The organism is Acidovorax sp. NCPPB 3576 (genome assembly GCF_028473605.1).
Taxonomy (GTDB): domain Bacteria; phylum Pseudomonadota; class Gammaproteobacteria; order Burkholderiales; family Burkholderiaceae_C; genus Paracidovorax.
In genome coordinates this window covers 3,921,457-3,935,334 of record NZ_CP097267.1, presented here as the reverse complement: position 1 = coordinate 3,935,334, position 13,878 = coordinate 3,921,457, and the positions used below count along the sequence as shown (strand labels likewise).

Annotated in this window: 8 protein-coding genes; all 8 read left to right on the top strand. The window is 67.0% G+C overall.

Annotated elements, in window-relative coordinates:
• Window positions 1–152: 152 nt before the first annotated feature.
• The 8 genes from M5C98_RS17955 (at window position 153) to M5C98_RS17920 (ending at window position 13,857) form a co-directional block, all read left to right on the top strand.
• The gene (locus tag M5C98_RS17955) at window positions 153–488 is read left to right on the top strand and encodes a DUF6172 family protein (protein ID WP_272548816.1); all 336 of its coding nucleotides are present in this window, start codon (window positions 153–155) and stop codon (window positions 486–488) included.
• Window positions 489–1,052: 564 nt separating this feature from the next.
• Complete coding sequence (locus M5C98_RS17950; protein ID WP_272548815.1) at window positions 1,053–1,577, top strand: sigma-70 family RNA polymerase sigma factor; 525 nt, start codon at window positions 1,053–1,055, stop codon at window positions 1,575–1,577.
• Between the two features lie 156 nt (window positions 1,578–1,733).
• Complete coding sequence (locus M5C98_RS17945; RefSeq protein ID WP_272548814.1) at window positions 1,734–1,973, top strand: DUF4880 domain-containing protein; 240 nt, start codon at window positions 1,734–1,736, stop codon at window positions 1,971–1,973.
• 223 nt (window positions 1,974–2,196) lie between these two features.
• Window positions 2,197–2,445 carry an MbtH family protein gene (locus tag M5C98_RS17940; protein ID WP_272548813.1) on the top strand — a complete coding sequence of 83 codons (249 nt, stop codon included), beginning with the start codon at window positions 2,197–2,199 and terminating at the stop codon, window positions 2,443–2,445.
• 5 nt (window positions 2,446–2,450) lie between these two features.
• Entirely contained in the window at window positions 2,451–3,188 is a 738-nt protein-coding gene (locus M5C98_RS17935) for a thioesterase II family protein (protein ID WP_272553328.1), read from the top strand.
• A complete protein-coding gene (locus M5C98_RS17930; RefSeq protein ID WP_272548812.1) occupies window positions 3,166–3,858 on the top strand; it encodes a 4'-phosphopantetheinyl transferase family protein in 693 nt (230 codons plus the stop codon). The genes M5C98_RS17935 and M5C98_RS17930 overlap by 23 nt, the downstream gene beginning before the upstream one ends.
• A 73-nt stretch (window positions 3,859–3,931) precedes the next feature.
• Window positions 3,932–9,244 carry a non-ribosomal peptide synthetase gene (locus M5C98_RS17925; RefSeq protein WP_272548811.1) on the top strand — a complete coding sequence of 1,771 codons (5,313 nt, stop codon included), beginning with the start codon at window positions 3,932–3,934 and terminating at the stop codon, window positions 9,242–9,244.
• The gene (locus M5C98_RS17920; RefSeq protein ID WP_272548810.1) at window positions 9,244–13,857 is read left to right on the top strand and encodes a type I polyketide synthase; all 4,614 of its coding nucleotides are present in this window, start codon (window positions 9,244–9,246) and stop codon (window positions 13,855–13,857) included. The genes M5C98_RS17925 and M5C98_RS17920 overlap by 1 nt, the downstream gene beginning before the upstream one ends.
• Window positions 13,858–13,878: the final 21 nt, after the last annotated feature.

Sequence of the window (13,878 nt, the reverse complement as noted above, 5' to 3'; positions counted from 1 at the left end):
GCCGATGCCCGGCACTGCATGCCACGGATCGCCTCCGCCGTCTTCCTGTGGTGGGGGTACGGGGACGGTGCTGCAACGGATTCAAGTTTTTTCGCATGGCACCCATGCGGTGGCGCGGCATGGCGGACGACCCACTGGGGCTACCATCGCCCATGCGAAAAAACTTCACCCTCATTTCCCCCAACAAGCAGCGCGAGCGTGTTCTGGATGCCGTCAAGCATGAAATCCGGCAATACCTGCGCCGCGAACGCAAGCGCGAGCTGCCGGCCGGATCGAACTATTGGGACTTCGACTGCCGCTTCGGCCTGACGAAGGAGTCTGCGGAAACCGTACCGCTGGCCGAACTGATCGATCGCGTAGGCACCGCGGCGGCGCAAGGAGCGGATGCCTTCTATGTGGAGGTGCTGGCGCGCCCGGCCATGAAGGCCGTGCACGAGCGGCAGGCCGCTCCGGATGACGAAGGGGATGACGAGGGCGCGCAGGGGTAGGCCGAAGCGGCAAAGAAGGGCGACTGGCTGCAATTCGCAGTCAAAAGCCTCTCATGCCGGCGGATTGCTTACCTGTGTTGCTATATATTTGGTAGCAAACATCTGAAATCAGCGCTCTCGGCCTGGGCTGGGAGCGGGGCGTCGCCCACATTTTCCGGGCTCGCCGTGGGGGTGCGGGCTGCCACGGTCTCCCGGGGCGGGCGCCGAGGCGATCACCGCGCCGCTGCAGTGGTTCGGCGCATCTCCTGGCTGGGGCCATTCAACAGGGCACTTGCGTTTGCGCCACCCCCTGTCTTCATCTCCCCCGCTCACACGTCTTCATGGGCAAGGTCAGTCACCGCGGATTCGCGGTTTCTTTCTGTCACCAATTAATAATAATTCTCATTAACATTTCATGGATGATCGATGAAATAGTTCATGAAATGACCGCTTGCTCTTTTGGCACTTGATGGCGACGAGGGGCGGGTGGTGGGGCGAGCTGCCGGGCCTGGGATAAGCCAGGGATAAGGCAGCCAGCCGCCCCGGACCATGGCGATTTATTCAGTTCACTGGGAGGTGCTGTACATGTCTTTGCATTCGTCCGGGCCGTCGCTCGGAGAGGTGTTCGTGGCCAATCGCGCGCAGCTTTTGCGCGTGGCGCACAAGATCGTTCGCACGATGGATCTGGCGGACGACATCGTGCAGGACGCCTATCTGCGCATCGTCGGCGGTGCGAGCGAGCGCAAGATCGACCAGCCCATCGGCTACTGCTGCCAGGTGGTGCGCAATCTGGCGCTCGACCATTGCCGGCGGCAGGCCGTGGAGCGCAACTGCGTTGCCTCCGGCATGGATGTCGAAGCCCTGGAGGTGGCGGGGCCCGGGTCGCCCGACCGTCTGATGCGCGACCGGCAACTGGTAGGGCTGATCGAAAAAGCCCTCGCGGACCTGCCCACGAGAACCCGCGTGGCATTCCAGCTGTACCGGCTCGACGGCATGACGCAGCGCGACATCGCCATCTCGCTGGGTTGCGCACTGGGCTTGGTCAACCGGCTGATTGCCGAGGCCACCCAGGCCATTGCCGCCTTGCACCACCTGCTCACGGACGATTGAGCCTCACGCCGTTGCGCCATCAAACTCCGCACTTTCCAAAAAAGCGCTTTGCGCGGCGAGGTCTTCTTGCGGTAAGGTGGCTGTCAGCCAGGGCCGGTGCATCCGCATCCGGTCGGTTGGTCCACCGATGCGCCTCGGCGCGAGCGAGTTTGAGGCATGACACAAGCCGACCCCCATTGGGCCGTGGCGTGGGACTGGGTGCAGCGCGAATATGACCATGAGAACTTCGATGCCGCGGCGCGCGAGGCAATGACGCGCTGGCTGCTGGCCGACGATGCGCACCGCGCGGCGTACGAGAAGGCAGCACGGCTTTGGCTGCTGGCCGGCCTGGCCGCACCCGTGGTCGGCCTTGAAGAGATTGCCCCGCAGCACGAACGGTCTAAGGCGCAGGACTGATCTGCCTGGCCTGGCCGCTTGCGCCGCGCGGCCAGTTTCCTTCTGTGTAGAAAATCCTGTCTTTGCCTGCATTCGCGCGGGCAAGATAGTGCGCTGTCCCTTGGCGGCGCACGGTCCCGTGAACAGATTCGCCCCTGGTGCGTCTAGTTGAGCAGAAGCGCATGACGCGTCCGTGCCGGACTCCGTCGTGCAGCCATCCACTCAATTGACCAAGGACGAATCCATGTCAACCAGCTGCCTCGACCGCGACGACGAAACCTTCATTGCTCTGGTCAACGATGAAGACCAGTATTCGATCTGGCCGCACTGGAAGGCCATTCCGAGCGGCTGGTCTGCCGTAGCGGGTGTGCAGGGCGACAAGAAAACGGTGCTGGCCCATATCGAGCAGGTCTGGACGGACATGCGTCCCCGGTCGCTGCGCGAGTGGATGGACGGACAAGCGGGTGCATCGTCCTCTTCCGTGAGCGGTTGATGCCCATCGAACAGCGCATCGACCTGCTCTGCCTGCCCTGTGCGGGTGCCAGCGCAGCCATGTATCTGCGGTGGCGGCGACTGCTGCCGCAGTGGCTTCGGGTCGTGCCCGTGGAACTTCCGGGCCGCGGCGCGCGCCTGGCCGAGGGTTTCGTCGACAACTTCGACGCGCTGGTGGCGCAGTTGTGCGCCGAGCATGCGCAGTCGATGCAGGGGCGGTATGTGGTCTTCGGCCACAGCATGGGCGCCTTGCTTGCCTATGGTCTGGTGAGCCGCCAGATGCAGTTGGACGCGCCGTTGCCGCAGGCCCTGCTGCTGTCCGGCAGTTCGGCGCCTTCCATGCGCGATCCGAATCGGTTCGTGGGCAAAGACAACGACGCCGCGCTGATTGCCGACTTGCGCGAGCAGGGCGGCACGCCGCAGGAGGTTTTCGAGAGCGCAGAACTGCTGCGCCTCACCCTCGATGCGCTCGGAGCGGACTACCGGGTGTGCCAGAGCTTTCGCTATGCCTCGCCATGCGCTTTGCCTGTGCCCCTGCATGTGTTTGCTGGCCGCCAGGACCGCATCGATCCGGCGAGCTTGCAGGCCTGGGCGGCAGAGTCCAGCGCGGCATGCACGCTCGACTGGTTCGATGGCGGGCACTTCTTTCTGCGGCAACAGGAGCCTTCTTTTCTGGAGACGCTTGTGGGCCGCTTGTCCCAGACCACTGCTGGAGGCCCGCATGCCGCTGCAGCGCTTGCCTGAGCCCTTGCCCCAGGGCATCGAGGCCTACCGGCTCGACTTCGATCTGGCAAGCGAAGAAGCGCCGCACGACGAGGTGCTGAGCGCGGCCGAGCGCGCACGGGCGAGCCGGTTTTTGCGGGTTGCCGACCGGCTTCGCTTTTCCGCGACCCGGGTAGCCACCCGGCAGCTGTTGGCAAGCCGCCTGGGTTGTGGTCCTGCCGATGTGCCGCTGGCGCAGGACGCCCATGGCAAGCCCTTCGTGGACCTGGATGGTGAGATGCCCCTGTTCAACGTGTCGCATTCGGGCACCCATGCCTTGATCGCCTTGGCGGACCCTGGCGCTGTGAGTGCCGTGGGCATCGACATCGAACAGTGCCGCGATGGGCTGGACATCGACTCCCTGGCGCAGACCATTCTGACTGAGCAAGAGGGTGCCTCGGTCACGCAGGCGGCCGATCCGCAGCACGCCCTGTATCAGCGCTGGGTGGGCAAGGAAGCGGTTCTCAAAGCCATTGGCGTGGGCATTGCCGAGCATCTGCGCTGTGTGGGCATCCATCCCGATCGGCAGGGCCGATGGGCGGTGGAAAGCACGGTGCCGCAATGGACTGGCTTCGAAGCCATGGCGCTAACGGTGCCGCCTGGCTATATGGCCGCGCTGGCATGGCGCAGCAAGGTGCCAACCCCTGGGTGAGGGTTGCCGCCCACCGCATTCGCCCGACGCCCTCCGGGGCTCAAAAGGGCCAACCAAACATGGGAATGGACACATGACAGGCTTGACAACATCCGGCGGCCGGAACGAACCGGCGCCAAGGAATTTCGTGGAGCACCTGCAAACCCTGGCCCGGACACGGCCGGATGAGGTGTGGCTCACCGTCGCTGGCGAGTCCGAGGGGCAGCCGGTGGAGCGTGCCTTCACCTATGCCGCCTTCGAGCGGCACACGCGTGCCCTGGCGGCGCGGCTGCAGCAGCAGTGCGCGCCGGGTGAGCGGGCCCTGGTCATGCTCGACAACGACGAGCACTATGCCGCGAGCATGCTGGCTTGCTTCTACTGCGGTGTGATCGCCGTGCCCGTGTTTCCGCCGGAGTCCCTGCGGCCTCAGCACCTGGCCCGTTTGATGGGTATCGCCGCCGACTCCCAGGCTGCATGCGTGCTCACCTCTTCGGCGCTTTTGATGCTGATGGCTTCGGCCGAGCAAGGCTTCACCCACGCCAAGGCGATCGCGGTGGATATGTTGGATCTGGACTTGGCAGAGGCGTGGCGCCCGTTCTTGCCTGCCGATGACGATGTGGCCTTTTTGCAATACACCTCGGGATCGACCTCTGCCCCCAAGGGGGTGATGGTCACGCACGGCAACCTGATGGCCAATGAGCGCGCCATCCGCGAGCGCATGGAAATCGGGCCGCAGGACCGTTTCGTTTCGTGGGCCCCGCTTTATCACGACATGGGCCTGATCGGCGGCCTGCTGCAGCCGCTCTACAGCGGTGCCCCTTTGGTGCTCACGTCGCCGAGGTATTTTCTGGAGCGCCCGGTGCGTTGGCTGGAGCTGATTTCCCGCCATCGCGCCACGCTGAGCGGCGGGCCCGATTTTGCCTACCGGCTGTGCACGGAGCGCGTCACCGAGCCGCAGATGGCCACCCTTGACCTATCGTGCTGGCGGGTGGCCTACACCGGCGCCGAGCCGGTGCGTGCGGACACCGAACTCGGGTTCTGCGAACGCTTTGCCCCGGCAGGCTTTTCGGCGCAGGCCGTGTATGCCTGCTACGGCTTGGCCGAAGGGACGCTCTTCGTCACGGGCAGCCAACGGGGCGCCGGCATGGTGGCGAACCATTTCGACAGCGAGCGGCTCGCGCAGGGCGTGGGGCAATGTGCCGAAGGCGCAGGCAGCAACGGCTGGCCACTGGTCGCCTGCGGCACGGCCGTGCCGGGGCACACGCTCATGATCGTCGAGCCAGCCACTCTCGCAGAGCAGGGCGCAGGCCAGGTCGGCGAGATATGGGCCGCAGGCCCGAGCATCTGTGCAGGCTATTGGGGCAAGCCGGAAGAAACGGCAGCCACGTTTGTCAAACGCGAGGGCCGCCGTTGGCTGCGCACGGGCGATCTCGGCTTTCTGCATGGGCAGCAGCTGTATGTGACCGGCCGCATCAAGGACCTGATCATCCTGCGTGGGCACAACCTGTATCCGCAGGACATCGAACGCACCATCGAAGGCAGCGTGGACGTGGTGCGCAAAGGACGGGTCGCTGCCTTCGCGGTATCGGGCCCGGAAGGAGAGGGCATCGGCGTGGCCGCAGAGGTATCGCGCAGCCTGCAAAAGCTCGTGCCCGCCCATGCGCTGGCTGAAGCGCTTTCGGCCGCCGTCAGCGAAGTGTTCGGGCAGGGCCTGTCGGTGGTCGTGCTGCTCAACCCCGGGGCTTTGCCAAAGACCTCCAGCGGAAAGCTCCAGCGTCAGGCTTGCCGAAAAGGGTGGGAGGCAAAGACGCTGGACGCCTATGCGGTATGGGAATACGGCGCAGTGGTGCAAGGGCAGGCTGCTGCCCAAGAGCGCGCAGACACGCTTTCTGATACCGAGCAGGCCCTGGCGAAGATATGGCGTGAGGTGCTGCAATGGCCATCGGACCGGCCTATCGCGCGCGACACGCATTTTTTTGCGATCGGCGGCAACTCCCTGCTGGCGGTGCAGGCCGCAGTGCGTGTGGCCACGCATTGGGACATCGACTTCACGCTGCGGGATTTCTTCGAGCAACCGCGATTGGCCGACGGGGCCGCCACGGTTCAGGCGCGGCAGCGCTTGTCGAAGGGGGTGATGCCGCCTTTTCGCGTCACGTCTTTGCCTGCCGGGCAGCGCTCGCAAGGGTTGCCTTTGTCGGCCGCGCAGGCGCGCCAGTGGTTCCTGTGGCAATTGGCGCCCCGCAGTGCGGCCTACCACGTCGCGGCGGCCTTGCGGCTGGATGGTGACCATCTGCCGGCGGCAGTGCTGCAGGCGGCCGCCGAGGCCCTGGCCGCACGGCATGAATCGCTGCGCACCGTGTTTCGCGCCGATGCCGACGGAACACCGCAGCAATGGATACATCCTGCCTTGCGCCCCATGGTTTCCGTGGCAGACCTGAGTGGCTTGCCCGGCGGCGAGCAACGGCTGCGCATCGACGAGCAGACCCTGCAGTGGAAGACCGAGCCCTTCGATCTCGGGCAGGGTCCCCTCTGGCGCCTGGCGCTGATCCGCCTCACCGACACGTCGCAGATCGTCGTACTGGTCATGCACCACATCGTGTCCGATGCGGCGTCCATGCTGCTGCTGCTGGATGCTTTGGCGGCGCACTGTGCCGCGGCGCTGTCGGGAAGCGACATGCCCGCGGATGAGACCGATGGGCTCCACTATGCCGACTACGCTGTTTCGCACAGTGCGTGGCTGCAGGAGGGTGAGGGTCTGCGCCAATTGGCATGGTGGCGCGAGCAACTGGGCGATGTGCACCCTGTGCTGACCTTGCAGACCGACCATCCGCGCCAGCCCCAGGGCCGCTATCGCGCGGCACGCCATGGGTTTGCGTTGCCGGCGCAATTGCTGGCCGCCTTGCGCCAGCGGGCGCAGGCCCAAGGCACCAGCCTGTTCACGGTGCTGCTGGCGGCGCTGCAGGCGCTGGCGCATCGCTACACCGGGATGGAGGACATCCGCATCGGCGTTCCCGTGGCTGGCCGGCACCGGCCAGGGACGCAGGGTTTGGTTGGCCTGTTGGTCAACACCGTCGTGTTGCGCAACGGGGTGCAGGCCGGCATGCCGCTGGAGCGCTTGTTGGCCGGCGCGCGCGAATCCATGCTGGGTGCGCATGACCACCAGGACCTGCCTTTCGACCAACTCGTCGAGGCACTGAAGCCGGAGCGCAGCGCTGGACAGAACCCGCTGTTCCAGCTGCTCTTCAACCATGTTTTCGAAGACTGCCGGGCATTCGAGCGGATTCCCGGCGTCACGGTGCACGAACACGCCTTGCCGGAAGGTGAGGCGCAATTCGAATGGGTGCTGGAGTCGCGTGAGCGGGCGGATGGGCAGCTTTCGCTCGGCATCCTCTACGCCTCGGAGCTGTTCGATGCGAAGACGGTGGAGCGGATGGCGGAGCACTACGTTGCGTTGCTGCGGGCGCTGGCGGATTGTCCTGGGCAGGCGGTGGGCGATGTGGCGTTGCTGGGCGCTGCAGAGCAAGCCCAGCTGGCGGCGTGGGGCGACAACCGCCAGGGCCACGGCACGCCGGTGCCGGTACACGGGTTGTTCGAGCGCCATGCGGCTGCGCAGCCCGATGCCCCCGCTTTGGTGTTCGGCCAGGAGGCCCTGAGCTACGGCCAGCTCAACGCCCGTGCGAACCGGCTGGCGCACCGGCTGATCGAGCTGGGGGTGAAGCCCGAGACGCGGGTGGGCATCCTGGTGGAACGCAGCACCGAGATGGTCGTTGGGTTGCTGGGCATCCTGAAGGCCGGTGGGGCGTATGTACCGCTGGACCCGGAGTACCCGCAGGAGCGGCTGGCCTACATGGTGCAGGACAGCGGCATCGGCCTGCTGCTCACGCAGAGCCAGCAGCGGGGGAAGGTGCCCGAGACCGCCGGCCTGCAGGTGCTGGAGCTGGACACGGTGCAGTGGACCGACGAGCCCGAGCACGACCCCCAGGTGGCGCTGCATGGCGAGAACCTGGCCTACGTCATCTACACCTCTGGCTCCACCGGGCGGCCCAAGGGCGCCGCCATCCGCCACAGCGCGCTCCATAGCTGCATGGCCTGGATGCAGCAGACCTACGCGCTCAATGCAACCGACACCGTGCTGCACAAGGCCCCGTTCGGGTTCGACGTGTCGGTGTGGGAGACCTTCTGGCCCTTGACCACCGGCGTGCGGCTGGTCGTGGCCCAACCCGGGGACCAGAGAGACCCCGAGCGGCTCGTGCAGCTCATCCGGCAGCACCAGATCACCACCTTGAACTTCGTGCCCTCCATGCTGCAGGCCTTCCTGGCGCACGAAGGCATCGAGCACCAGACGCGGCTGCGCTACATCATCTGCGGGGGCGAGGCCATGCCTGCGGCCACCCAGGGCGAGGCGCTGCAGCGGCTGCAAGGCGCCTCGCTGCAGAACCTGTACGGCCCGACGGAAACCACCATCCACGTCACGCAGTGGCAGTGCCGGGAGGAAGGGGGCACGCAGGTGCCGATAGGTCGGCCGATCTCGGGCACGCAGGCGTGGGTGCTGGATGGCCAGCTGAACCCGGTGCCGCAGGGCGTGGCGGGGGAGCTGTACCTGGGGGGAATCAGCCTGGCGCGGGGCTACCTGGGCAGGGCGGGCCTGACGGCAGAGCGGTTCGTTGCGGGGCAGGACGGCCAGAGGCTGTACCGAACGGGAGACCTGGTGCGCTGGAATGCGCAGGGCCAGCTGGATTACCTGGGGAGGCTGGACCACCAGGTGAAGATCCGGGGGCTGCGGATCGAGCTGGGGGAGATCGAGGCGCAGTTGCTGGCGCAGGCGGAGGTGCGGGAGGCGGTGGTGGTGGAGCAGGAGGGTCGGCTGGTGGCGTACGTGGGCCTGCATGGCGAACGCGCAGAAGACAACGATCCGATCTCGATCGACGCGGCCTGGCTCAGGGAGAGGCTGGGCAAGGCACTGCCGGACTACATGGTGCCGGGGGCGGTGGTGGTGGTGCAGGGGCTGCCGCTGAACGCCAATGGCAAGGTGGACAGGAAGGCGTTGCCGAGGGCGCAGTTTGGAGGAACGCAGGGCTACGAGGCGCCGAGAGGGGAGATCGAGGAGGCGCTGGCGGGGATCTGGGCGCAAGTGCTGGGCGTGCAGCGCGTGGGGCGCAACGACCACTTCTTCGACATCGGTGGCCATTCCCTGCTGCTGGTGCGCGTGCACCGGCTGCTCCAATCGCGCTGCCAGATCAGCCTGCCCCTGGTCCAGCTTTTCCAGTACCCCACGGTCGAGGCCCTGGCCCGACGAATCCATCAAGGCGCGGAGCCCGCCGCCGGAGCCGCGCAGGCCGACCATCGCGCCTTGCGCCAGCGTGCGGCCCTGCTTCAGCGCCGTCAATCCGCAGAAAGAGTGAACTGATGCCGCATACAAATACCCCGCCGGAATGGACCGGCATCGAGATCGCTATCGTTGGTATGGCCGGACGCTTTCCCGGGGCCGATGATGTGGATGCCTTCTGGCACCAGATCAAGACGGGCACGGAAGCCGTGCAGCGTTTCAGCGACGAGGAACTGCGCCAGCGCGGAGTGCCGCAGGCTCTGCTGGACGATCCCGACTACGTCAAGGCCGGCGTGCCGTTCAAAGGCGCCGATCAGTTCGACGCCGGACTCTTCGGCTACACGCCGCGCGAAGCCGAGCAACTGGACCCCCAGCAACGTGTTTTCCTGGAATGCGCCTGGACCGCACTGGAACACGCGGGTTGCGATGCCCAGCGTTGGCCGGGCAAGGTGGGCGTGTATGCGGGCGAGGGGCCGCACCTGTACCTGATCCGGCATCTGCTGCCCGCCTTCGGCCTTGGCAAGGACACGGGCATCGCCGAGTTGCTGGGCCTGCTCAGCGCCAATGCCGGCAGTTCGCTGTGCACGCGTGTGGCCTACAAGCTCGATCTTCGCGGGCCCGCCGTGACGGTGCAGACGGCCTGCTCGACCTCGCTCGTGGCGGTGCACACCGCCTGCCAGGCGCTTCTCGGCCACGACTGCGACATGGCCCTGGCGGGCGGGGTGTGGCTCAACCTGCTGCAGGAGGATGGCTACCGTTACCAGGCCGGGGCCATTCTCTCGCCCGATGGGCACTGCCGCGCTTTCGACGCCCGCGCCGCCGGCACGGTGATCGGCAGCGGCTGCGGCATCGTGGCGCTCAAGCGCCTGGAGGATGCCCTGCGGGATGGCGACACCGTTCACGCGGTGATCAAGGGCTCCGCCATGAACAACGACGGCGCGGACAAAGTCGGGTTCACCGCGCCCAGCGTGAACGGACAGGCCGAGGTGATCCGCGCTGCCCAGTTGATCGCAGGCGTGGCGGCCGACACCATCGGCTATGTGGAGGCCCATGGCACGGGCACCTTGCTGGGCGACCCGATCGAGGTCGCTGCGCTGACCCAGGCTTTTCGGGCCGATACCGAGCGCGAGGGCTTTTGCGCCCTGGGGTCGGCCAAGACCCACATCGGCCACCTGGACGCCGCCGCAGGCGTGGCGGGATTGATCCGCGCGGTGCTGGCCCTCAAGCACCAGACCCTTCCGCCCAGCCTGCACTTCGAGCAGCCGAACCCGGCCATCGATTTTTCCGGCAGTCCCTTTTATGTCAGTGCCAGCGCACGGCCCTGGCCGCGGGCCGGTGTGCCACGCCGCGCGGGGGTCAGTTCCTTCGGCATCGGTGGCACCAACGTGCACGTCGTTCTGGAAGAGGCGCCTGCTTTGCCGACGCGTTCCGTCGCGGCGTCGGGCTGGCACGTCCTGCCGCTGTCTGCGCAGAGTCCCCAGGCGCTGCGGCAGGGCGCGCAGGCCCTGGGCGATCACCTCGGCGCCCATGCTGGCACCTCTCTGGCCGACGTGGCCTTCACGTTGCAGACGGGCCGCCGTTCATTGCCCCTGCGAACGGCCATCGTGGGTGACAACATCGCCTTGGCGTCGCAGTCGCTTTTGCAAGCCGATGGTGATCCGGGGTTCGCGACCCGTGCGTCCGACGTGCCGCCCGAAGTGGCCTTCCTGCTGCCGGGCGGTGGCACGCAGCACGCCAACATGGGGTTGGCTCTGTACCGCAGCGAGCCCGTGTTCCGCCAGGAGGTCGATCGTTGCTGCGAGACCCTGCGCCGAGCCGAAGGACTGGACCTGCTGGCCTTGCTCTATCCGGCGGCTGGCATAGAGGCACAGGCCGATGCCCGGCTCGCACGCATCGAGTTCACGCAGCCTGCGCTGTTCGTCGTCGAATACGCGCTCGCCCGGCTGTGGATGTCGCGCGGCGTGCGGCCCAGCCTGTTGTTGGGCCATAGCCTGGGCGAGTATGTGGCAGCCTGCCTGGCGGGCGTTTTTTCGCTGGAGGATGCGCTGCAGTTGGTCGCCTTGCGCGGGCGGCTCATGCAGTCGATGCCGGCCGGGGCCATGACCGCCATCGCACTGCCCGAGGCAGAGCTGGCGCCCTTCGTGGCGGCGGGCTGCGATATTGCAGCGGTCAATGGCGCACAGTTGTGCGTTCTCGCCGGGCCCGTGAAAGCGGTGGAAGCGGCCGAGCAGGCCTTGCTTGCGCGCCAGCTCATGCCGCGCCGTCTGCATGTCGAAGTGGCGTCGCATTCCGCCATGACCGAAGGCATTGCCGTTGCGCTGCAGCAGGCGGTGGGCGCCGTGCCACGCCACGCTCCCCAAATCGCGTTTCTTTCGAACGTTACCGGCCAGCCGATCACAGCCGAGCAGGCGACCGATCCGGCCTACTGGGCTCAGCACCTGCGCGGCACCGTGCGTTTCTCTGATGGGCTGGAGGTGATTCTCCGCACCCCGGGCCGTGTGCTGCTGGAGGTGGGGCCCGGCGAAACGTTGTCCGGCCTGGCGCGCCAGCACCCATTGGCGCACACGGCGGCGGGCATCTGGTCCAGCCAGGCCCATCCGCAGCAGCAGGCGCACAACGAACGCCACATGGCGCAGGCCCTGGCAGGGCTTTGGTGCACAGGGGTGTCGATCGACTGGGCGGCATGCCATCCGGCAGGGCAACGCCGGCGCTTGCCGTTGCCGGGCTATGCGTTCCAGCGCCGACGCTACTGGGTGGATGCCGCGGTGGGCGGGCAGGCTTCGGCGCTCGCGCCCGATCTGGCCGGCGAATCGTTCTACATGCCTGAGTGGAAGTCGATTGCTCCGCCCGACGCGGTGGTGGCCGAGGCCCGTGCCGGCGCGTGCACGCTGGTGTTCGGTGACCGCAGCGACCTCTGCGAGAGCCTGCTGCAGGCGCTGCGGCAGCGCTCCGCAACCGGGCATGCCGTGGTGCTGGTGGAGGCCGGTTCGGCCAGCCATCCGATCGGCCCGCTGCACCATGTCTTGCGGATTACCCACCGGGCAGACCACGCGCAACTGCTGGCACGCGTGCAGGCCGCGCATGGGCCAGTGGTGGAAATTCACCATCTCTGGGCGCTGGATGCTGTTGTCCCGCCATCCGATGCCGCCCTGGAGCGCGGGTATTTCAGCCTGCTCGCCCTCGTGCAGGCGCTGCAAGATGCGGCCTCGGGGCGTGAGCAACCCCTCGCACTGCGGGTGGTCGCCAACCAGATGGCGGACGTGTCGGGCATCGATGCACTGTGCCCTGAGAAAGCCATGTTGGTCGCGTTGTGCAAAGTGATCGGGCAGGAGTATCCGCACATCGATTGCCGCGCGACGGATGTGGTGACCCCTGCAGGCGGCGACGCAACCGCTTGGCTGGCACGCCAGCTGGTGGCCGACGCGCAGCAACGCCGCGACGACCCGCTGCGGGTCTACCGTGGGCGCAAGGTTTGGCGCCTCGCCTACGAGCCCTTCCCGCATCCGCAGACAGATGCGAAAGCACGCGGCACCACGCGCTTTCGTCGTGAAGGGATCTATCTCATCACCGGGGGACTGGGCGGCGTGGGCCTGGCAGTGGCAAGGCACCTGGCCGAGCATTGGCAGGCCCGCCTCGTTTTGCTGGGACGCTCCCCCATGCCAGCGCCCGACCAGTGGGATACCTTGGTGGCAGATCCCTCCCAGCCACCCGCATTGCACCAAAAGCTGGCGCAGTTGCTGGAGCTGAGGACATTGGGGGGCGACGTGCTCACCCTGTCCGCCGATGTGGCCGATGCCGCGCAGATGCAAGCGGCCGTCGCCCAGGCGCGCCAGCGGTTCGGTGCGGTGAACGGCGTCATCCACGCGGCCGGCCATGCCAACAGCGGCATGATCGGCCAGCGCAGCGCCGCAGCGGCCCATGAGGTTTTCGCCCCGAAGCTGCGAGGCACACAGGCTCTGCTGGCTGCAGTGCGCGGCGAGCCGCTCGATTTCGTGCTGCTGTGCTCTTCGATATCGAGCATGGCCGGCGGATTGGGCATGAGCGACTATGCCGCGGCCAATGCCTATCTGGACGCGGTGGCCGCGCTGGAGCAGCGCACGTCACGCTGTCCGGTGGTCTCGGTCAACTGGGATGCCTGGCGTGACCTGGGCATGGCTGCCGGCTTGGTCCTGCCACCGGGGGTGGGCATGGACGGCCCGGAGGGTGCGCGAGCCCTGGAGCGCATCGTCAATGGCCCGGCGCACGCCCAGGTGGTGATCTCCACCACCGATCTGGCGCAGCGCCTCGGCGATATCGACAACGGCATGCTGGAGTTGCTGGAGGCCACGCCGGTCGCCGCCGCTGGCCGCAACCGGCATCCGCGGCCTTCGCTGCAAACACCCTATGTGGCGCCCGACGGTGACCTGGAGTCGGCCTTGGCCGAGGTGTGGCAGGACATGCTGGGCATGAGCCGTATCGGCGTGCACGACAACCTGTTCGAACTGGGCGGCGACTCCCTTCTGGCCATCCAGCTGCTTGCCAGGGTGCGCAAGGCCTATGCGGTGGAGTTGCACCCCGCCGCCTTCTTCAAGGCGCCCACGCTGGGCGCTCTGGCGCTGCTGGTGGAAACCCGCCTGATCGACGACATCGAACGCAGCGCGGCTGCTGCCGACGCCAGCGTTGACGCATCCCGTCCATTGCCTGCCGCTGCCTGAACACACCGTTTTCAAACCGAC

Excerpts from the sequence above, each read along its gene's own strand:
- M5C98_RS17920 (WP_272548810.1), top strand. The coding sequence starts at position 9,244 with ATGCCGCATACAAATACCCCGCCGGAATGGACCGGCATCGAGATCGCT.
- M5C98_RS17940 (WP_272548813.1), top strand. The coding sequence starts at position 2,197 with ATGTCAACCAGCTGCCTCGACCGCGACGACGAAACCTTCATTGCTCTG.
- M5C98_RS17955 (WP_272548816.1), top strand. The coding sequence starts at position 153 with ATGCGAAAAAACTTCACCCTCATTTCCCCCAACAAGCAGCGCGAGCGT.
- M5C98_RS17925 (WP_272548811.1), top strand. The coding sequence starts at position 3,932 with ATGACAGGCTTGACAACATCCGGCGGCCGGAACGAACCGGCGCCAAGG.
- M5C98_RS17950 (WP_272548815.1), top strand. The coding sequence starts at position 1,053 with ATGTCTTTGCATTCGTCCGGGCCGTCGCTCGGAGAGGTGTTCGTGGCC.
- M5C98_RS17945 (WP_272548814.1), top strand. The coding sequence starts at position 1,734 with ATGACACAAGCCGACCCCCATTGGGCCGTGGCGTGGGACTGGGTGCAG.
- M5C98_RS17930 (WP_272548812.1), top strand. The coding sequence starts at position 3,166 with ATGCCGCTGCAGCGCTTGCCTGAGCCCTTGCCCCAGGGCATCGAGGCC.